Raw genomic sequence first — 19,549 nt, forward strand, 5'->3', positions numbered from 1 at the left:
CCCCGACCGGGAGAACCGGGCCGCACGACGACCTGGTGCGAAGTTCTCTTCAGACCTTGCGAACGCCGTCGGCTTGAGTTCGGCCATCGCGGCCGGCTTTCACCTCGAATTCGACCCGATCCCCTTCAGAAAGGGTGCGGAAACCAGACATGTCGATTGCGGAGTAATGGACGAACACATCGGATCCACCGTCCGTCGCGATGAATCCGTAGCCCTTCTCCGAGTTGAACCATTTGACCGTGCCGACCGCCACGGCGTCCTCCTCAAGAAATGTGATGCACGGCGCTAGCGCCGCTGGAGCATCGGCCACACTACTCCGGAAAATCGGGCTCGTCGCGGGTCCGGCAATACGACTTTTCCGTTAAACGCTGGGCCGAACGGGTGGCCTCTCCGGACACGTTCCGTCATCAACGGGAGCTAATTCCCCCGACTGTCGCAATCGCTTTCAAACCCGAACCAGAACCGGCAACGAATGCCCCGAACGGGAAAGGCGCTCGCGATGACGATCGGCGCGAATGGGTCAGACCAATTGCGGTCCGGCGCAATGAGCGATCGTTTTCAACGAGCGAAATCAGGAACGCGGACCGAGGCCATTCGCGCGCAACCAGCCGACCAGGCCGCGCGGGTTGCGGGTCTGGGTCAGCACCTGTCCCGGCCCGGCGAAGTCGAAGACCAGGCCCTCGCCGCTCTTGAGCGACTGCGCCACGCCCTGGTTCATCTGCCGCAGCTGGCTCTGCACCGTGTCGGCGTAGGCGACGACGTGACCGGTGTCGATCGTGATGTACTCGCCGGGCTGCAGGGTGACCACGTCCAGCGCGCCGTAGCAGGCCACCACCGCCGAGCCGTGCCCGCTGAGCCGGGTGAGGAACCCGCCCTCGCCGCCGAAGAGGTTCTGGAAGCCGCCCCACTGGGCCTCGACCTGCACCGTGCTCGCCGAGGCCAGCCAGCAGCCCTTGGTCACGCACCAGCCGACCCGGCCGTCGAGCTCCAGCACGTTGAGATCACCGGGCAGCGTCGGCGCCACGTCGACCCAGCCGCCCTGCTGCGGTGCCGTGTAGGTGGAGACGTAGAACGACTCGCCGCCCAGCGCGGATCGGGCCAGCGACTTGAGAAAACCGCCCTGCGCGCGCGACTCGACGGTCACCCCGTAGCTGGTGGCCAGCATCGACCCGGACTCCACCCGCACCGGCTCCCCCGGTGCCAGCATCAACCGGGCGACCCCGTACGACGGCGTGTGACGAGTACGGACCTGCACAGCACAACCCCCTTTACCGGCCCCACCGGTCGGCGCGGGCACGGCGATTCTATGTAGGTGGTGCCGAGGCCGGGGAAGTCCGCGCCACACCCGGAGAACCGGTGCTGGAGAGCGCGGGCGCCGGGCGAACCGGGCATTGTGCCATCGCGCCGTGGAGCGACCAATCCCACGCCGATGGCGACACGGCGGGTGCCGATGACAGATGATGCGTGCGTGTCGTCCAACAACCCCGCCCACGAGCTGACGTCGGTCGCCGATCACCGGGCGAAGGTCGCTTCGCTGCTGACCCGCACGCCGGTCGAGACCCGTCCGCTGCAGAACTGCCTCGGCCTGGCCCTGGCCGAGGACCTGGTCGCCCCGATCTCGCTGCCGCCGTTCAGCAACTCCGCGATGGACGGCTACGCGGTCCGCTCGGTCGATCTGACCGAGGCGACGCAGGACGAGCCGGTGAAACTGCCGGTCTCCGAGGACATCCCGGCCGGCCGGGTGGACGTGCCGCCGCTGCAGCCCGGCACCGCGCACCGGATCATGACCGGCGCGCAGCTGCCCCCGGGCGCCGACGCGGTGATCCCGGTGGAGCGCACCGACGCCGGCACCGAGACGGTGGCGCTGTTCGGTTCCGTGCAGCCGGGCGCCCACGTGCGCCGCGCGGGCGAGGACGTCGCCGCGGGAACCATCGTGCTCACCGCGGGCACCAGGCTGGGCGCCGCGCAGCTGGGCGTGGCCGCCGCCGTCGGCATCGCCGAGCTGCCCGTGCACCGGCCGGTGCGGGTGCTGGTGCTCTCGACCGGCTCCGAACTGGTCGCGCCCGGGGAAGAGCTGCAGCTCGGGCAGATCTACGAGTCCAACGGGCTGATGCTCGCCGCCGCCGTGCAGGAGGCCGGGGGTGAGCCGACGATGCTGCGCTTCGTGCCCGACGACGTCGACGCCTTCCACGAGGTCCTGCAGGCCCACCTGGACTCCGCCGACCTGCTGATCACCTCGGGAGGGGTCAGCGCAGGGGCGTACGAGGTGGTCAAGGACGCCCTGGCCGGCAACGGCGTGGAGTTCACCAAGGTCGCGATGCAGCCGGGGATGCCGCAGGGCTGCGGCCGCTACCGGGACGCGTTCGCGGTCGTCACGCTGCCCGGCAACCCGGTGAGCTCGATGGTCTCGTTCGAGGTCTTCGTGCGTCCGGCGATGCTGGCCGCGGCCGGGCACGCCACGACCACGCGGCACCGGCGGCAGGCCGTGCTGGCCGAGTCGCTGGTCGCCCCCTCGCGCAGGCAGCAGTTCCGGCGCGGGGTGTTCGACCCGGCATCGGGCGAGGTCAGCCTGCAGGGAGCCCCGGGTTCACACCTGCTGGGTAGCCTCGCGAGGGCGAACTGCCTGCTGGCGATTCCGGAGGACGTGACCGAGATGCCCGCTGGGTCCACTGTGGACGTGGTGTTGCTGGACTAGATCAAGTCGATATCGCTTGTCCCACCATCGTTGACGGTTCGACTTCCGGTCGCGAAGACTGCGAGTCCGACCTTCCACTTCCCCTCCGGAGTTTTGCACGTGCGTGGCCCCTGGCGCGCCGCCTTGGCGCTGGCGTTGCACATCGGTTTCTTCGTCGTGTCCCTCGGCCTGGTCACCGGCCTGCTGCTGATGGCGGGCATGACCTTCCGCCGCGACACCGTCGGAGGGATGAAGGTCGCCTTCGCCGCCGTCGTCGTGGGCGCGATCTTCGTCATCGGCCTGCGGGCGGTGCTGCGCAACCGGGTCCGCCCGCGCGGCGTGCCCGTGGACCGGGTCTCCCAACCCAACCTGTGGCGCACGATCGACCAGCTCGTCGACGCCACCAACTCCCCGCTGCCCGACGAGATCCGCATCACCTCCGAGCCGAGCGTCGTCATCCGCGAGGACACCGCGCTGCTCGGACTGCGCACCCGCACCCGGTACCTGGAGATCGGGCTGCCGATGCTCGCGGCGCTGACCACCTCCGAACTCGGCGCCGAGCTGGCGCACGCGGTCGGTCGACTCACCGGCCGCAGCAAGCTGACGGTGACCGCCCACCGGGTGCTGGCCAGCGTCCAGCGCACCGTCGACGGGCTCACCACGGGCCCGGTGAAGTGGCTGTTCGTCGGGTACGCCCGGTTGTTCACCGCCATCGCGGTCACCACCACCAAGGAGCTCGTGCTCGCCGGGGACGCCGCCGCGGTGCGCGTCGCGGGCAAGCGGACCGCGGTGATGGCGCTGCGCAAGTCCGTCGCTGTCGAGATCGGCTGGCGCGAGTACGCCGACGCGTACCTGAGCATGGCCGCCGGCATCGGCCACGCGCCCGACGTGCTGCTGGGCTTCCGCAGCTTCATGGACCACCCGGCGCGCAAGCCCGCGCTGGCAGAGCGCGCCAAGCAGGCCATCGCCGAGGAGCGCGGCGAGCTGCCGGTGCGCGCCAGGGTCGAGCTGATGAAGCGGCTCAAGGCCGCCGACAAGGAGGCCGACGAGCGCCCGGCGTTCGCGATCCTGCGCAAGCCGCGCAACGCCGTTCCCGAGCTGGAGGACCGGCTGCTGGTCGACTCGCTGGGCCCCCGGATGCAGTGGCCGGAGGTCGTCCGGCAGGCCGGCGCGGCGCAGGCCGCCGAGAAGGCCGCGCAGCTCAGCGCGGCGGCCCACCAGTGCGGGCTGGGCGTGGACCCGACGATCCAGGGCATCCTCGCCGCCATCCACCGCGGCCACGGCCGCGATCTCATCAACCCCGTGCTCAACCCGGGCCTGCACCCGTCGATGATCGACCAGACCGCCGAGGACACGCTCACCGAACTCCTCGGCTGCACCGTCATCGACGCGCTGATCTGCGCCCGCCGCGCCCACCACGAGCTGGACTGGGGCGGCCCGCCCGCGGTGCGGCTGGCCAACGGGCGCCCGCTGGACCCCGACCGCCTGGTCCGCCCGGCCGTCGCCGACCCGCGGCTCATCCCCGGGCTGCACCGGGTGCTGGTCGACCTGGGCGTCCCGCTGCACCACACCCGCGAGCCCGCCGAGGAGCCGGAGCCCTCGCTGGCCGGGATCGTCAGCCCGGTGCAGTGCTCCGGCGAGGCCTACGACCTGCTGGTCAGCGACCGCGGCCTGCTGCTGCTGCCCAGCGACGCCAGCGCCGCGAAGCGGCTGCTCGCGGGCACCCTGGCCCGGCTCAGGGAGGCGGAGCAGGAGCAGCTCAGCGAGCTGGCCTCGCAGCCGGTCAACGAGCTGCGAGAGCGCTCCGGAGCGCAGTGGGTGGACAGCCGCGACGTGGCCAGCGCCCGCCTGCACCAGGAGAAGGCCGGCTGGTCGCTGGAGATGGACCTCTACCTCGACGAGTACGCGATGTCGACGCTCGACGAGGTGCGCGTGGCCCCGGGCAACGACGACGGCGTGTCCGTGCTGACCCTGCACAGCACCGCCGACGGCGTCGAGCACGGAGATCCGTACCACGGGCTGGACGAGCTGATGGGAGCCCGCATGGAGCTGGACGAGCCCGCCCTGTCCCTGGAATGACCGCCACCCTGACGTGGAGACCCCAGGCGTCTTGTTGACGCGGAGTTACTGAATGCGTTCCCAACGTCCTCCGTTAGCGGCTACGGAGATGCTGTGAACTCAATTACACTAGAAACCGCGTCACGAAACGTTGATCACCTCCGTCTCCTTCGTGTCCGCAACGGCACCCTCGCTTGCCGGGTGTCGCGGACCGCGAAAAGAGGGCCGTGCGCCGTCGGGGGGCGCACGGACCCGAAATCAAAGAGGCCGTTCGGCACCTACGGGGAGGCGCCGAACGGCCTCTTTGTTCTCTTGTGGGGGGGTCGTGGTCGTTCTGCTGAGCGGTGCGGGTGGGGGAACCTGAGCGGCTCCGTGGACTCCGCGCGCCACTCCTCATGCATGCCAATGCACATCGTCGCGGCGTGCTCGCCACGAAGCCGCTCAGAACCCCCGGCGGTGCAGGTTGCTCAGGTGGGGCAAGGAGAAAGCGACTGCGTCGCTTGCCTGACGGTTGGGGGGTTCACCCGTACGTGTGACTCTTGGTCGTGTGGGCGGTAGCATTCCGCTTGAGATACGTGCAGGTCATGTGGGTTGTTCTTGATCGACTGCGCCCCCTGGCGACGGTGGGAACGAGGCGTCCGCGATGCTGTACGTCTACGGCGCAGGCAGGACTACCGCGCCGCGCTGACATGACCTCCGACGCAGGGGCGCGACTACCTCGATGAGCAGCACCCAAGAGAGCCCGCTGGCGCACCTGATCGCGCTGGCCAAGGACACCGTTCCGCCGATGCACCCGGCAGGCAGGCCGTTCGTCATCGGCGCCGCCGTCGCCACGCTGGTGCTCCGCCGCATCTGGCGCCCGCTGGGCGTGGTCGGCGCCGTGCTCACCGCCTGGTGCGCGTGGTTCTTCCGCGAGCCCGCCCGCACCACCCCGACCCGCGAGGGCCTGGCCGTGGCCGCCGCCGACGGCGCCGTCGCGCACGTCGAGAGCGCCGTGCCGCCGGCCGAGCTCGGCTTCGGCGAGACGCCGATGATCCGCATCAGCACCTTCCTGACCATCTTCGACGTGCACGTCCAGCGCGTCCCGGTCAGCGGCAAGATCGACAAGATCGTCTACCGGCCGGGCAAGTTCCTCTCCGCCGACCTGGACAAGGCCAGCGAGGACAACGAGCGCAACTCGATGGCCATCCGCGCCCAGGACGGCACCCGCGTCGCCGTCGTGCAGATCGCCGGCCTCGTCGCCCGCCGCATCGTCTGCGAGGTCGCCGAGGGGGACACCGTGACCGCGGGCAACACCTACGGCCTCATCCGGTTCGGCTCCCGCGTGGACCTCTACGTCCCCGCCGACAGCAAGGTCCTGGTCGAGCCCGGCCAGCGCACCATCGGCGGCGAGACCCCGCTCGCCGAACTGCCCAGGGGGAAGCGCGACCGATGAGCATGCGGACCACCCCCGGCGTCCGGCTCCTGCCCAATGCGATCACCGTCCTGGCGATGTGCGCGGGCCTGTCCGCGATCCAGTTCGCCCTCAACGGGCAGCTGACCTTCGCGATCGGGTCCGTCGCCGTCGCCGCGGTGCTCGACGGCCTCGACGGCCGGATCGCCCGGCTGCTCGACGCCACCTCCAAGATGGGCGCCGAGCTGGACTCCCTGGCCGACGCGATGTCCTTCGGCGTGGCCCCGGCGTTGACGCTCTACGCCTGGCACATGCAGGACAACCGGGCCGGTTGGGTGGTGTCGCTGATCTTCGCGGTCTGCATGGTGCTGCGGCTCGCCCGGTTCAACACGCTGCTCGACGACGCCGAGCAGCCGCCGTTCACCAAGGAGTTCTTCGTCGGCGTGCCCGCCCCCGCGGCCGGCCTGCTGGCGCTGCTGCCGCTCGCCCTGACCGCGCACTTCGGCTACCCGGGTTGGTGGGCCAACCAGAGCGTGGTCATGGTGTGGATGGTGCTAATCGCCGCGCTGGCCGTCAGCCGGGTGCCCACGCTGTCGCTGAAGACCGTGAAGGTCCCGCCGAAGTTCGTGGCCCCGCTGCTGGTGGGCGTCGCGCTGCTGGCCGCGCTGGTCGTGGTGTTCCCGCTGATCTCGCTGGCCGTCGCGATGGTGCTGTACCTGCTGCACGTGCCCTACGCGGTCTACCGCTACCAGTGGCTCTCGCGGCACCCGGAGGCGTGGGACGCCGCTCCCCGGGAGCGCCGGGCGATCCGCCGCAACACCCAGCGCCGGCTGGGCATCCGCCCCCCGCTGCGCCGCAGCGTGGCCGGTGCAGCGCGCCGCGTGCGACTCCCCCGCCGCCCCACCGGGCCGGGGCACCCCCGGCGCAGCTGGCGCCGCCTCGAACTCCGCCGCAACCGCGACGACTACTGAGGCACGTGGCGGTTCTGGTCCGGGCGAGATCGACATCGATCGTGGACCGTTCGGACCAGAACCACCCTGCCCCCACCCCCGCTGACCACGTCGCTAGCCGCTGCGAGCGGCTAGGGTCGGTGGGGTGGCTTCGATCAGCTTGACCGCCCGCGTCTCCACGTCCGCCCGCGACACCCGGCGCGGGGTCGTGCGGCTGCACCCCGAGGTGCTGGACGCCCTGGACCTGCGACCGTGGAGCGCGGTGCGACTCACCGGCGCGCGCGAGACCGTCGCCCTGGCCGCCGCCGCGGAGGGCACCTCACCGACCGGGTTCCTGCTGCTCGACGACGTCGCGCTGCTCAACCTCGGGGTGACCGAGGGCTCTTCCGTGGCCGTGGCCCCGGCGCAGGTGGAGGTCGCCAAGCGGGTCTCGATCACCGGCTCGCGGATGGCGCGGGCGACCGTCTCTCCCGAGACCGCCCGGCTGGCGCTGACCGGCAAGGTCTTCTCCCTCGGCGACGCGGTGTCGCTGCTGCCGCAGGACCTCTCGCCGTCCTCCTCGTCCCGCGCGGGTGAGGTGCGGCGCCAGATGTCCGCCGCCATCGGCCTGACCTGGACCAACGAGCTGATCACCGTCGCCGCGACCGAGCCCGCCGGCGCCGTGGCCGTCCAATCGTCCACAGTGGTCGAGTGGCTGGACGGGGCGAACTCCGAGAACCGCTCCGCCGCAACCGAGTCCCCGTCGCAGCCCGCGGCGCCGGAGCCCGTCGACGAGCCGCACGCCGCCGTGCCGCTGACCGACCTGGTGGGCTCGCGCGACACCGCGCGCCGCCTGACCGAATGGCTCCGGCTGGCCTTCGACCAGCCCGAACTGCTGCGCAGGCTCGGCGCCGAACCCCGGCTGGGCGCGCTCATCAGCGGCCCGCCCGGCGTCGGCAAGGCCACGCTGGTGCGCGCCGTGTGCGCCGAGATCGGCGCCGAGCTCGTCGAGGTCGCCGCCCCGACCATCGCCGCCCTGGAGGCGCGCACCGCCGCCACCCGGCTGCGGGAGGCCGTCGACCGCGCCACCGCCGCCTCCGGCGACGGGGTCCTGCTGCTCACCGACGTCGAAGCGCTGCTGCCGGAGTCCGACCCGCCGCCGCTGGCCACCGTCGCCCTGGAGACGATCCGCGACGCCATCGGCCGCGACGAGCTGGCCGTGATCGTCACCAGCTCGAAACCGCAGTCCGTCGATCCGCGGCTGCGCGAGCCGGGCCTGGTCGACCGCGAGCTCACCATCGGGCTGCCCGACGACACCACCCGCGCCGACCTGCTCGGCGTGCTGCTGCGCGGCGCCCCGCTCGACGAGGACATCCGGTTCGCCGAAATCGCCGAGCGCACACCGGGTTTCGTCGCCGCCGACCTGCTCGCGCTGTGCCGGGAAGCCGCCCTGGGCGCCGCGCTGCGCCACCGCGACGATCCCGCCGACCCGCGCATCCGCCGCCAGGACCTGCTGGACGCCCTGACCTCGGTGCGGCCGATCTCGATGTCCACATCGGACAACCTGCAGACCGGCGGGCTCACCCTCGACGACGTCGGCGACATGACCGAGGTCAAGCAGGCCCTCGCAGAGACGGTGCTGTGGCCGCTGCAGTATCCGGATTCGTTCACCCGCCTGGGAGTCGATCCTCCCCGCGGCGTGCTGCTCTACGGCCCGCCCGGCTGCGGCAAGACCTACCTCGTGCGGGCGCTGGCGGGCAGCGGCCGGCTCAACGTGCTCACCGTCAAGGGCGCGGAGCTGATGGACAAGTGGGTCGGCGAGTCCGAGCGCGCCGTCCGCGAGCTGTTCCTGCGCGCCCGGGGAGCCTCACCCGCGCTGGTCTTCCTCGACGAGGTGGACGCGCTGGCGCCGCGACGGGGTCAGTCCTCGGACTCCGGTGTGTCGGACCGGGTGGTCGCCGCCCTGCTCACCGAGCTCGACGGCGTGGAACCGATGCGCGACGTCGTCGTGCTGGCCGCCACGAACCGCCCGGAGCTCATCGACCCTGCCCTGCTGCGCCCCGGCCGCCTGGAACGCCTCGTCTACGTCCCGCCGCCGGACGCCGAAGCCCGCCAGGCCATCCTCACCGCGGCGGCGAAGAACACCCCGCTGTCCGACGACGTCGACCTGGCGGAGCTGGCCGGAACCCTCGACGGCTACTCGGCCGCCGACTGCACGGCCCTGGTCCGCGAAGCAGCGCTCACGGCCATGCGGGAATCGATCACCGCGGCCGAGGTCACGGCCACCCACCTCGCCACCGCCCACAAGGCGGTCCGCCCGTCCCTGGACCCGGCCCAGCTCGAAACCCTCGCCGCCTACGCCGACAACCACCGCTGACCCCATCACCACGCGAAAGCCCAGCCCCACCCCTGACCAGGACGTACACGCCCGAGCGCGGGGGGTGATTCGAATTTCGCGCGAAATTCGAGTCGGAACTTTCGCGTTCGAATTTCGCGCGAAATTCGAACGGCCCTGAGCACGGCGTCGCGGACGTGCGGGTGCGTGCGGGCCGAGGGCTCGAACTTCGCGTGGGTTCGAGGGGTCACTTCCCGACGGAAGGACCCTTGTAGTCGTTGGTGATGATGGCGATGAGGCCTGGTGTGGCGTCCTGTATCCCGTCGAAGCGGGCGTCGGCGCGGGCGCCGATGCGGGCGGCGAGCTCCTTGGCCTGGCGCTCCTCGTCGGTGCCGGGCCGGAAGTAGACCGTGGTGGTCGGGATCTTGCCCTTGGCGTAGTTGCCGACCTCGGGCACGTCGTACCCGGCCTTGCGCAGGTCCTCGGCGGCGCGGTGCGCCAGCCCGGAGATCGTCGAGTTGTTGTAGACCCGCACGATGATCTGCTCGCTGCCCTTGCCGGACCCGACCGGGACGTCCTGCCCCGAACCCGGGGTCTGGGCGTTGCCCGGACCCGGCTGCTCGGTCGTCGGCGGTTGAGCCGCCGGGGGCTGGACCACCGGCGGCTGCGCGGCCGGAGGCTGGACCGGCGGCGGCTGCACGGGCGGAACGACCGGGGACGGCGCGGGTTCCGGCGGCGGCTGCACCTGCGAGGTGGGCTCCTGCGGCAGCGGTTGGGCGGTGTCCGAGGACTCGCCGGACATCAGGGTCACGGTCCCGAACACGGCCGCGAGCACGCCGATTCCGATCAGACCCAGGCCGATCAGCTTGGCCCCGCCGGGCCCGCCGGACGGTTCCCCAACACTCATCAGTGCAACTCGATTCCCAGTCGTTGAGCGGCCCTCGCGCGCTGTCGTGCCGCCCGTGCCTTGCGCAGTCTCTTGATCAGCATAGGGTCCGCGCTGAACGCGGCGGGGGAATCCAGCAGCGTGTTGAGCAGTTGGTAGTACCGCGACGCGGACATGTCGAACAGTTCCCGGATCGCGATGTCCTTCTTGCCCGAGCGCTTCCACCACTGCGCTTCGAAGGCGAGGATCCCCAGCTCCCGATCGGTCAGATCCCGGTCCGCGGGGCCCTGTTCGGGCTCGTCCGGCGGCGGTTCGACGATCCGCTCGATGGGCTGGGTGATCGGCTCGGCGAGGGTCAGCCGCCGACGCTCCGGCGCCTGCTGACGCCCGTGCGTGCGCGCGAGTTGTTCGCACTGACGGGCGATCTCCTGCGCGGTCAGCATCTGAGCGGCGTCCATCCGGCTCCTCGCCTCGCGATTCGGTCGCGGAGAATCACATGGCTGTCATTCCCGGTGACCAATTGAACCATGCCGTGATCCGGACGGTGAGCCGATCACACCCCCGTTTCGCGCGCAAGAGCGCACCCGGCCGGGCCACCTGGGCAACCGATAGAGTCCGCGCATGGCTGTTCACCCCATCCGCGTCTACGGCGACCCCGTGCTGCACAACCCGACTCGCCGGGTGGAGCGCTTCGACGACGAGCTGCGCGCTCTCGTCGAGGACATGTTCGAGACGATGGCCGCCGCGAACGGGGTGGGCCTGGCAGCCAACCAGATCGGTGTCGACCTGCGGTTGTTCGTCTACGACTGCCCGGACGACGAGGGCGTGCAGCACCGCGGTCTGGTGATCAACCCCGAGCTGACGACCTCGGACGTCCCGGAGACCATGCCCGACCCGGACGACGACTGGGAGGGCTGCCTGTCGGTCCCCGGCGAGTCGTACCCGACCGGCCGGGCGAGCTGGGCGAAGGTCACCGGGTCCGATGTGGACGGAAAGCCGGTGGAGGTCGAGGGAACCGGGTTCTTCGCGCGCTGCCTGCAGCACGAGACCGACCACCTCGACGGCTACGTCTACCTGGACCGGCTCACCGGCAGGCACGCCCGCGCGGCCAAGAAGATGATCAAGCGCAACGAGTGGGGCGTGCCCGGCCTGAGCTGGGACCCGGCCGAGATGGGCGACCCGTTCGCCGAGTGAGCCGCGTGCGGCCGGACGGATGAACCTGTTGTCATCGGCCGCCGCTCCCCCGTAGCCTCGGCCGCGAACAAGTCAATCCGCGGGAGCTCGCACCAACAGCGGGCTGAGAGGGCGACTGGAGAACTCCGGGGTCGCCGACCGCACGAACCTGACCGGGTAATGCCGGCGTAGGGAGTGGACGGCAATGGCCGACGTGTATCCGAACGCATCCGGAATCACCACGGGACCCATCGAGGGGTCCCGAAAGGTCTTCAGCAGCACCGAAACCGGGCTGCGAGTGCCGTTCCGCCGCATCGAGCTGACCAACGGTGAGCACCTCGACGTCTACGACACGTCAGGGCCGTACACCGACGACAACGCCACCGTGGATGTCCACAGTGGACTGCCTCGAACGCGAGCGGGATGGCAGGACGGACGCGAGCACAACACCCAGCTGGGCTGGGCGAAGGCGGGCGCGATCACCCGCGAGATGGAGTACATCGCGCACCGCGAAGGGGTTTCGCCGGAGTTCGTGCGCGACGAGGTCGCCTCGGGCCGCGCGGTGATCCCGGCGAACCGGTGCCACCCGGAGAGCGAGCCGATGATCATCGGCAAGAACTTCCTGGTCAAGGTCAACGCCAACATCGGCAACTCCGCCGTCACCTCCTCGGTCGAGGAGGAGGTGGAGAAGATGGTGTGGGCGACCCGCTGGGGCGCCGACACGGTGATGGACCTGTCCACCGGCAAGCGCATCCACGAGACCCGCGAGCGCATCCTGCGCAACTCCCCCGTGCCGATCGGCACCGTGCCGATCTACCAGGCGCTGGAGAAGGTCGACGGCGATCCGGCCTCGCTGACCTGGGAGATCTACCGGGACACCGTGATCGAGCAGTGCGAGCAGGGCGTGGACTACATGACCGTGCACGCGGGCGTGCTGCTGCGCTACGTCCCGCTGACCGCCCAGCGCGTGACCGGGATCGTCTCGCGCGGCGGGTCGATCATGGCGGCCTGGTGCCTCGCGCACCACAAGGAGAGCTTCCTCTACACCCACTACAGCGAGCTGTGCGAGATCCTGCGCGCCTACGACGTGACGTTCTCGCTGGGCGACGGCCTGCGGCCGGGCTCGATCGCCGACGCCAACGACCGCGCCCAGTTCGCCGAGCTGGAGACCCTCGGCGAGCTCACCCACATCGCCCGCGAGCACGACGTGCAGGTGATGATCGAGGGGCCCGGTCACGTGCCGATGCACAAGATCGCGGAGAACGTCCGGCTGGAGGAGGAGCTGTGCGGTGAGGCGCCGTTCTACACGCTCGGACCGCTGACCACCGACATCGCACCGGCCTACGACCACATCACCTCCGGCATAGGCGCGGCGATGATCGCCCAGGCCGGCACCGCGATGCTCTGCTACGTCACGCCCAAGGAGCACCTCGGCCTGCCGAACCGGGACGACGTCAAGACGGGCGTGATCACCTACAAGATCGCCGCGCACGCCGCCGACCTGGCCAAGGGGCACCCCCGAGCCCAGGAGCGGGACGACGCGCTGTCCACCGCCCGCTTCGAGTTCCGCTGGACCGACCAGTTCAACCTGTCGCTGGACCCCGACACCGCACGCGCCTTCCACGACGAGACGCTGCCCGCGGAACCGGCGAAGACGGCCCACTTCTGCTCCATGTGCGGCCCGAAGTTCTGCTCGATGAAGATCACCCAGGACGTCCGCAAGTACGCCGAGGAGCACGGCCTCACCAGCGTGGAGGCCATCGAGGCGGGCATGGCGGAGAAGTCCGAGGAGTTCACCCGCACCGGCGGCGAGGTCTACCTGCCGCTCGCGGCCCAGGACTGACGGAGCGCTGGGGCGGCTCCTGCCGAGCCGCCCCAGCGTCAGAACTCGTCGGTGGGGATGGTGAGGTCGAACGGCGCCGGCAGCTCGACCGGCTTTCCGAACGGGAACCGCTCGCGCATCCGGTAACTGCCCTCATGCGGTTCCGAGTGCAGGAAAACCGCCGGGCCGTCCGCAGCGAAGCGGTCGATCAACGAGTACAGCGGCACCTCGGCTTGCCCGTAGGCCCACAACTTCTCCTTGCGGTCAACATCGGCGTTGCCCTTCGAGGTGATCTCTGCGACCAGCAACGCCCGTTCCACCGGCACTGGGCCCGGAGTGTCATCACTCGGCAACTCACCGAACGGAATCACTGCGATGTCCGGAACGAACAGACACCGCCGAAGCGGTATCGCGACTCCCGCAGTCTGAAAGACACCCCATTCATCCGGGATGGCCCGGTCCAGTGCTCGCTGCACACGAGCCGCGATTGCGTTATACGGATAACCCGGCGGCGGGGACATGACGATGGTCTCCTCAACGATCTCCGCGCGCCAAGCCTTGTCCGGCAGGTCCAAGTGCTGCCAGGTCTGCACCAACTCGTCCCACGTCGAGTACGACGGTGCCGGAGCAGCATTCATAGCGCGGTCACCTCCTGTGTTGTTGTCATCACGCACAGTACTCACCGCCTCTGACAATCTTGTGATCTGCCTGGTCACGAGCCTATCCGGAAACCATCGAGGCGTCAGCAGCTACGCCGTCGGAGGGGATCACGCGGCACGTAGCATTCTGGGAATGCACGACGAGACCGCTCCGCCCACCGCGCTGACCATCGCCGGATCGGATTCCGGCGGAAGCGCGGGCATGCATGCCGACCTGCGGACCTTCTTCGCCTGCGGGGTGCACGGCATGACCGCCGTGACGGCGGTGACCGTGCAGAACACCGTCGGCGTGACCGGGCTCGTGGAGATCCCGCCGGAGACGGTGGCAGCGCAGATCGACGCGGTGGCCTCCGACATCGGCGTCGGCGCGGCCAAGACCGGGGTGCTCGCCTCGGCCGCCACCATCGACGCCGTCCTGGACGCCTGCGACCGGCACGGGATCGGGCGCGGCGGCAGGACGCCGTTCGTGGTGGATCCGGTGGCCGCGTCGCGCAGCGGTGAACCGCTGCTGCGGACGGACGCGCTCGACGCGCTGCGCCACCGGGCGTTCCCCCGGGCCACGCTGGCCACCCCGAACCTCGACGAGGTGCGGCTGCTCACCGGCATCGACGCGCGCACCCGCGAGGACCTGCTGGACGCGGCCAAGGCGATCCACGCCTTCGGACCGGAGTGGGTGCTGATCAAGAGCGGTCACCTGCCCGACGATCCCGAGTGCGTCGACCTGCTCTTCAACGGCACGGAGTCCATCGAGTTGCCCGGCCCGCGCTACGCCACCGAGCACACCCACGGCGCCGGCGACGTGTTCGCCTCGGCGATCACCGCCGCGCTGGCCAAGGGCGCCTCGATGCCGGACGCGGTGCGCGGGGGCAAGCGGTTCGTCACCCGCAGCGTCGCCGACGCCTACCCGCTCGGCTCCGGAGTGGGACCGGTCTCGACCTTCTGGCGGATCAGCCCTCGCTCGTACTGACCAATCATTTGAGTGATTCTCGTCCGCATTCTGTAACCCGATAGGTGCTACTCGTCGACATATGTTGGAGAGGGGCGTAACTCCAGGCGCGGAACCTGGAGGGCGCGGCGAGGGACGACAGGGGTTTGCGAGAGCGTGGCTAGAGCGGTGTTGACAAGGGCACGGGGATGGATGGCCACCGAGGCGGGTGCGCCGGATCCTCGGCAGCGCCAGTACGTGCTGCTGGTGGTGCTCGCCGTGATCGCCGGAACGTTCGCGGGCTGGTTCTTCGAGCTGCAGACCCCGGTGCTGCTGGGAGCGCTGACCACCGTGCTGGCGCTGACCGCCACCAGCGGTCAGGCGCTGCGCTCCGACCTGCGCAGGTTCATGTGGCTGACGCCTGCGCTGGTGCTGATGATGGCCGTCGGCCCGATGCTGACCAAGGTCCCGGTGCTGGCCGGGCTCGCCGTCGCGGTGGTCGTGTTCGGCACCGGGATGCTGCCCGCGCTGGGTGAGCACTACCGCATCGGCGGGCAGATCTTCGCCGCCGCGACCCTGGTGACCACCACGACCGGCATCGGCAACGACCAGCCGTTCCTGGTCCTGCTGGCCTCGACCGCCGCCGGTGGGCTCTTCGCGCTGCTGCTGCGGGTGATCACCGGGGTCGGCGACCCCGGGCACGCGACCCGCGTCGCGGTGGCCCGGACGCTGCTGACCCCCGGTCCCGGCGTGCTCGAATCAGCCGCCGCCGCGTGGCGCGCCGACGGTTCCAGCACCTGGCTCGGGCAGGTCCTGGCGGGTTCTGCGCGGTTCCGAGCCGCCCGCGAGACGCTGCTCGCGCAGGCCCAGCAGAGCGACCGGATCGAGGCCGAACGGCTCCGCGAGATCGTCGCCGAAGCCGACCTGGTCGCCGCCGAGCTCGCCCGCGCGATCCGCTCCCGCGCCTGCACCGGCCTGCCGATGGCCGCCCGCCGCGACCCCGCCCAGGCCGTCATCGCCCGGGGCGGGCGGCAGGACATGCCCGACGCCGTCGCCGGCGTGAACCAGGGCCTGGACCGGATCCGCGCCGCCGTGGTCAACCGCGACGAGAGCCCGGTGCCGCCCGCCGAGGACGGCGCCCTGCGGGAGCGGCTGCTGGGCGCGGTGCGCGCGCACCTGTCGTTCCGGTCCTCCCTGTTCCGGCACGCGCTGCGCTGCACGCTGGCCGTCGCGGTCGGCATGGTGATCGTGCTGCTGCTGCGCGATCCGTCGGCGTCGAGCCTGCTGCTCGCGCTGTACGTGGTCCTCGCTCCGGCGGCCCGCGACAGCATGACCGGCGCGCTGGAACGCACCGGTGGCGCGGTGCTGGGCGTGACCGCCCTGGCCATCCTGATCACCCTGCTGCCGGGCGCCTACCTGCTGATCCCGCTGGTCATCGGCGGAATGCTGCTGAACATGCCGAGGCTGCGCGCCGAGTACCAGGTGGTGCTGGGCTGCCTGATCGTGATCACCGTGGTGGATCAGGCGATGGCGCTGGACCGCCCGCTGGTCAACGTCGGGATCAGCTTCGCCGCCAACACGGCGGTGGGTGCGGCGATCGCGCTGATCGTCGGCTACGTGAGCTACCTGGTGCTGCCGAGCAGCATCGTCCCGGACGTGCGCGGCGCGGTCCGCTCCACCGTCTGGTCGGTCTCGGAGCTGCTGCGCAGCGTCCGCGCCTCCGGCCAGGGCGCCGATCTCCCGAAGGCGCTGCAGGCCGCGAACGTGCTGGCGCTGCGCCGCACCCAGGACCTGCTGGGCATGCCCGCGCTGCTGGACGGCACCGGCGAGGAGACCGACGACAACCACGCCACCCGCGCCGCGGCGATCGCGCTCGACGCGCTCCGCCAGGACGTCGCCACGCTGGCCTTCCGGCCCGCCGAGGAGCGCAAGGTCGCGGTCCCGGCGCTGCGCGCGGTCGACGACCTGCTGGGCGGCAAGTCCACGGCGAAGATCCCCGACATCCCGGCCAGCGGCGCCCCGGCCTCGGAACTCCTGGCGAGCTCCCTGGTCGAGAACGCCCTCCACGCCCGCCAGGCCATCGACCGGACCTTCGGCTACGACAACCCGTGGAAGAGCTACACGATCAGCTTCGTCCGCCCCGAACGCCTCCACATCCGCTGAGACCGGGGGTCGGTTTCGCCGCGCGTCTCGGCCGGTCAGAGAAGGCCCGGGTTGGGGCTCGAACAACCCCAACCCGGGCGAGCGGTCAGACGCCGTAGGGGTTGTCCGGCACCCACGGGCCATTGCCCCAGTTGCGGGGATACCCGGTCGCCATCGGCCTCCTGTGCGCGAGGGCCCACATGATCGGGCAGCAGACCTGCGAAATCAGAAGCATGAGCACGTACATGTATTCGGAATTCATTGATCCTCCTTGAGTTCGTTCGGAACGAAAACGACGCTATCCACCCCGAAACGGGATTGTCGAATCTATTCGCAATAGCCGCCAAAAATCCGCCAGGCAGCCGATAAAACCCCTTGGCGAGAACTTGGCAAAAACAAATACCCCCGCCCGAATCCGGCAAACCGAATGGCAGATTCCTGGCGAGATCGTGGCGAGAATCTGGCGGAGACCTGGCAAGTTCTCGCCATCCTCCCTGTTCAGAGTTGACCTTGCCTCAACAGCTGTCTAACCTCCGGCGGTCTTGACGCCTGGGGGACTTGCTGGAATGACTTTGAGTCGAGAGCTGCTCGACGCCGTGGAGAGCCTGAACAAGGGACTCGGCGTCCGCAAGCGAGACCTGCGCAAGAAGCTGGGACCACTGCGCAGGACGTGGCAGATCGAAACCACCAATGCCGCCGAGGTGATGGCGCGGACCATCATTCGCGTGCGCCAGTCCGTAGCCGATCTCGATGCCGCGAAGCTGGAGATCGCAAGGGTCAGCTACAACCTCGATCCCGATCCCGTGCTCAACCCCCTCAATCACGGTGACCGCATCAAGGAGCTCAGCAAGCGCCTGGGGAAGGGAAATTCCGCGCGGACCCTCGACCGCGGCGTCGAGGTCATACGTGATCACATCGCGGGAAAGCTGAACAGGCCCTGGCCGCCGATCTCGCCGGACGAGATCAGAGCGGTTCTCGATCAGGAGCGGAGCCCCGCCGTCGCGGGAGCGGCACCCGTCGCCGGCTCGGGGGCTCCGACCACCCCGAGAACAACACCCCTGAGCAGTTCGATCACGATCACGCAAGGACCTCAGGCAGCCTCCGACTACTTGGTTCAGCGCTTCCTCGCGAGCCCGCTGCTCGTTCCGCGCAACGACAAGCACGTCGCCGCAGTCGCCGACATGGCGAGTTTCGGGAGCTGGATCTGCGCCTTCGAGGACATGGGGCGACTCGACGCCTATCGCAGGGCGGCACAACCGGACTGGGGCGGAACACCTCTGAACCTGACCGGCGCCGAACTCATCGCCCACTTGCGTCGCCGCGGCCGCCGCGTGGGCATTCTGGTGAACCCGCTGGCCGACCGCGACGGCGACCTCACCGGAACCCTTCCGCTGCCTCCCGAACTGATCGAGCAACTCCGACAAGCGCAAACATCAGAGCAATGAGCGGGTAGTTGCCCGATCAATTTCAGAATCGGGGAACCAGCCACGGCGAGAAGGATCAGTGCGGTATCTTCTCGCGCATGACTCGAGCGACGGAGCCGATTCGTGGCCGCTTCTCCGCCGACCCGCAGGAAATGCGCGAGTCCGCGAACAGGGTCCGCAAAACCACCCACGACTTCAGCTCCGGGTCCGTTCTGAAGTACCAACTCGGTGCCGGCGAGGTCGGCAACGAAACGCTCAGTGCGGAGCTGGCCGAATTCCAGCGCACCTCGTCGGCGACCTTCGACCTCTTGCTCGCCGATTCGACCGAGCTGGTGAACCGCGTGGTCGACGCGGCCCGCGACTACGAGGACCTCGACAACGGATTGGCAGACCGGCTCTCCGCGATGCTGCGGGACCAGTAGCGAGCGAGAACCGATGAACGACCTGATCCCGATTCGCGGCAACGCCCTCGGCCTCGCCGGCGAGTGCGATCGGCTCAAGGCCCTCGCCGACCGGCTGGAGTCCGTCGGCGAGACGATGCGCCTGGTCCGCACCGCCACCTGGGAAGGACCTGCTCGCGATCGCTACGACGAGGTCCAGTCGGCGATCGCGCTGAACTGGCTGCGAGTAGCGGACTCACACCGTCAAGCGGCCACCGCGCTGACCGGCTACAGGGGCACGCTCGAATACCTGCAGACGCTCAGCAACTCGCAGCTGGCAGAAGTGCGGGAGAGCGGGTATCAGCCGGACGCCGTCGCGATCGCGCGGACGAATCTCGATCGTTGGCACCTCCAGCTCGACGGCGAGGGGCGGCGAGCCGCCGAGGTGATCAGGAAGGCGAACCTGGAACTCGTTTCCCTGCGCCGCGTGCTGGGCGTCGTCCCGCAGCAACGGGCACCGGAGCCCGAGGAAAGAACCCCAGAGCCGAAAGCGACCTCGGAGCAGACGCAGGACCAAGAGGCGCCTTCACCTCAGACACCGACTGCGTCGCCCTCGCCCGCGCTCGCGTTCGTCGACAACGACGAGTACCGACGCCTGCTGCGCGATCTGAACGCCGCAGTGCTCGACGCCGTGCAGAGGTGATCAGCAGCGGAGCGGTTTGGGCCCGACCATGATCGACGTCCGTTTC

General features: G+C 70.0%; 18 protein-coding genes. 12 read left to right on the forward strand and 6 right to left on the reverse strand.

Features of this window, described 5'->3' with window-relative positions:
• Nucleotides 1-49: 49 nt before the first annotated feature.
• Nucleotides 50-253 (reverse strand): cold-shock protein, encoded by a 204-nt coding sequence (locus KBO27_RS28785; protein WP_132623257.1) that lies wholly within the window; start codon nt 251-253, stop codon nt 50-52.
• Nucleotides 254-571: 318 nt separating this feature from the next.
• Nucleotides 572-1,255, reverse strand: coding sequence for a TIGR00266 family protein (locus tag KBO27_RS28790; RefSeq protein ID WP_210973009.1), 684 nt, complete (start codon nt 1,253-1,255; stop codon nt 572-574).
• Between the two features lie 195 nt (nt 1,256-1,450).
• Between KBO27_RS28790 and moeA the strand changes: the two genes are divergently transcribed.
• The 5 genes from moeA to KBO27_RS28815 all read left to right on the forward strand — a co-directional run bounded on the left by moeA (nt 1,451) and on the right by KBO27_RS28815 (nt 9,431).
• A complete protein-coding gene (gene moeA / locus KBO27_RS28795; RefSeq protein ID WP_210973010.1) occupies nt 1,451-2,695 on the forward strand; it encodes a molybdopterin molybdotransferase MoeA in 1,245 nt (414 codons plus the stop codon).
• A gap of 99 nt (nt 2,696-2,794) precedes the next feature.
• Nucleotides 2,795-4,753: a M48 family metallopeptidase gene (locus KBO27_RS28800; protein WP_210973011.1), complete on the forward strand. Its 1,959-nt coding sequence runs from the start codon at nt 2,795-2,797 to the stop codon at nt 4,751-4,753.
• Nucleotides 4,754-5,453: 700 nt separating this feature from the next.
• Entirely contained in the window at nt 5,454-6,167 is a 714-nt protein-coding gene (locus tag KBO27_RS28805) for a phosphatidylserine decarboxylase (protein WP_132676644.1), read from the forward strand.
• Nucleotides 6,164-7,096, forward strand: coding sequence for a CDP-diacylglycerol--serine O-phosphatidyltransferase (gene pssA / locus KBO27_RS28810; RefSeq protein WP_132676642.1), 933 nt, complete (start codon nt 6,164-6,166; stop codon nt 7,094-7,096). Before KBO27_RS28805 ends, pssA begins: the two co-directional genes overlap by 4 nt.
• A 124-nt stretch (nt 7,097-7,220) precedes the next feature.
• The gene (locus KBO27_RS28815) at nt 7,221-9,431 is read left to right on the forward strand and encodes an AAA family ATPase (protein WP_210973012.1); all 2,211 of its coding nucleotides are present in this window, start codon (nt 7,221-7,223) and stop codon (nt 9,429-9,431) included.
• A gap of 205 nt (nt 9,432-9,636) precedes the next feature.
• Here the strand turns inward: KBO27_RS28815 and KBO27_RS28820 are convergent, their stop codons facing one another.
• Together KBO27_RS28820 and KBO27_RS34015 are read right to left on the reverse strand one after the other, a co-directional pair.
• Nucleotides 9,637-10,296, reverse strand: coding sequence for a LytR C-terminal domain-containing protein (locus tag KBO27_RS28820; RefSeq protein ID WP_210973013.1), 660 nt, complete (start codon nt 10,294-10,296; stop codon nt 9,637-9,639).
• The gene (locus tag KBO27_RS34015) at nt 10,296-10,604 is read right to left on the reverse strand and encodes a DUF3263 domain-containing protein (protein ID WP_235876874.1); all 309 of its coding nucleotides are present in this window, start codon (nt 10,602-10,604) and stop codon (nt 10,296-10,298) included. Before KBO27_RS34015 ends, KBO27_RS28820 begins: the two co-directional genes overlap by 1 nt.
• Nucleotides 10,605-10,896: 292 nt before the next feature.
• Between KBO27_RS34015 and KBO27_RS28830 the strand changes: the two genes are divergently transcribed.
• Together KBO27_RS28830 and thiC are read left to right on the forward strand one after the other, a co-directional pair.
• Nucleotides 10,897-11,469 carry a peptide deformylase gene (locus KBO27_RS28830; RefSeq protein ID WP_210973015.1) on the forward strand — a complete coding sequence of 191 codons (573 nt, stop codon included), beginning with the start codon at nt 10,897-10,899 and terminating at the stop codon, nt 11,467-11,469.
• 184 nt (nt 11,470-11,653) lie between these two features.
• Entirely contained in the window at nt 11,654-13,291 is a 1,638-nt protein-coding gene (thiC, locus tag KBO27_RS28835; RefSeq protein ID WP_210973016.1) for a phosphomethylpyrimidine synthase ThiC, read from the forward strand.
• A gap of 38 nt (nt 13,292-13,329) precedes the next feature.
• Here the strand turns inward: thiC and KBO27_RS28840 are convergent, their stop codons facing one another.
• A complete protein-coding gene (locus tag KBO27_RS28840; protein ID WP_210973017.1) occupies nt 13,330-13,908 on the reverse strand; it encodes a Uma2 family endonuclease in 579 nt (192 codons plus the stop codon).
• A 154-nt stretch (nt 13,909-14,062) separates the two neighbouring features.
• Here KBO27_RS28840 and thiD point away from each other — a divergent pair, with 154 nt between their 5' ends.
• Both thiD and KBO27_RS28850 read left to right on the forward strand, forming a co-directional pair.
• Nucleotides 14,063-14,896 carry a bifunctional hydroxymethylpyrimidine kinase/phosphomethylpyrimidine kinase gene (gene thiD, locus KBO27_RS28845; protein ID WP_210973018.1) on the forward strand — a complete coding sequence of 278 codons (834 nt, stop codon included), beginning with the start codon at nt 14,063-14,065 and terminating at the stop codon, nt 14,894-14,896.
• Between the two features lie 171 nt (nt 14,897-15,067).
• A complete protein-coding gene (locus KBO27_RS28850) occupies nt 15,068-17,017 on the forward strand; it encodes an FUSC family protein (protein WP_246538335.1) in 1,950 nt (649 codons plus the stop codon).
• Between the two features lie 85 nt (nt 17,018-17,102).
• On the opposite strand, the gene KBO27_RS28855 is transcribed toward KBO27_RS28850, so the two are convergent.
• Nucleotides 17,103-17,258, reverse strand: coding sequence for a hypothetical protein (locus tag KBO27_RS28855; RefSeq protein WP_210973020.1), 156 nt, complete (start codon nt 17,256-17,258; stop codon nt 17,103-17,105).
• Nucleotides 17,259-17,568: 310 nt separating this feature from the next.
• Here KBO27_RS28855 and KBO27_RS28860 point away from each other — a divergent pair, with 310 nt between their 5' ends.
• From KBO27_RS28860 to KBO27_RS28870, 3 genes are all read left to right on the forward strand, one after another.
• The gene (locus KBO27_RS28860) at nt 17,569-18,441 is read left to right on the forward strand and encodes a hypothetical protein (protein WP_210973021.1); all 873 of its coding nucleotides are present in this window, start codon (nt 17,569-17,571) and stop codon (nt 18,439-18,441) included.
• Between the two features lie 77 nt (nt 18,442-18,518).
• Nucleotides 18,519-18,842: a hypothetical protein gene (locus KBO27_RS28865; RefSeq protein ID WP_210973022.1), complete on the forward strand. Its 324-nt coding sequence runs from the start codon at nt 18,519-18,521 to the stop codon at nt 18,840-18,842.
• Nucleotides 18,843-18,855: 13 nt separating this feature from the next.
• On the forward strand, nt 18,856-19,503 hold the full coding sequence (locus KBO27_RS28870; protein ID WP_210973023.1) for a putative T7SS-secreted protein: 648 nt from the start codon (nt 18,856-18,858) through the stop codon (nt 19,501-19,503).
• Nucleotides 19,504-19,549 lie beyond the last annotated feature (46 nt).

Source organism: Saccharopolyspora endophytica (genome assembly GCF_018070075.1).
Taxonomy (GTDB): Bacteria; Actinomycetota; Actinomycetes; order Mycobacteriales; family Pseudonocardiaceae; genus Saccharopolyspora; species Saccharopolyspora endophytica.

Bases quoted from the DNA above. Each gene is read 5' to 3' on its own strand.
- moeA (WP_210973010.1), top strand. From the start codon at position 1,451: ATGACAGATGATGCGTGCGTGTCGTCCAACAACCCCGCCCACGAGCTG.
- KBO27_RS28805 (WP_132676644.1), top strand. From the start codon at position 5,454: ATGAGCAGCACCCAAGAGAGCCCGCTGGCGCACCTGATCGCGCTGGCC.
- pssA (WP_132676642.1), top strand. From the start codon at position 6,164: ATGAGCATGCGGACCACCCCCGGCGTCCGGCTCCTGCCCAATGCGATC.
- KBO27_RS28820 (WP_210973013.1), bottom strand. From the start codon at position 10,296: ATGAGTGTTGGGGAACCGTCCGGCGGGCCCGGCGGGGCCAAGCTGATC.
- KBO27_RS28830 (WP_210973015.1), top strand. From the start codon at position 10,897: ATGGCTGTTCACCCCATCCGCGTCTACGGCGACCCCGTGCTGCACAAC.
- thiC (WP_210973016.1), top strand. From the start codon at position 11,654: ATGGCCGACGTGTATCCGAACGCATCCGGAATCACCACGGGACCCATC.
- KBO27_RS28840 (WP_210973017.1), bottom strand. From the start codon at position 13,908: ATGAATGCTGCTCCGGCACCGTCGTACTCGACGTGGGACGAGTTGGTG.
- thiD (WP_210973018.1), top strand. From the start codon at position 14,063: ATGCACGACGAGACCGCTCCGCCCACCGCGCTGACCATCGCCGGATCG.
- KBO27_RS28850 (WP_246538335.1), top strand. From the start codon at position 15,068: ATGGCCACCGAGGCGGGTGCGCCGGATCCTCGGCAGCGCCAGTACGTG.
- KBO27_RS28855 (WP_210973020.1), bottom strand. From the start codon at position 17,258: ATGAATTCCGAATACATGTACGTGCTCATGCTTCTGATTTCGCAGGTC.
- KBO27_RS28865 (WP_210973022.1), top strand. From the start codon at position 18,519: ATGACTCGAGCGACGGAGCCGATTCGTGGCCGCTTCTCCGCCGACCCG.
- KBO27_RS28870 (WP_210973023.1), top strand. From the start codon at position 18,856: ATGAACGACCTGATCCCGATTCGCGGCAACGCCCTCGGCCTCGCCGGC.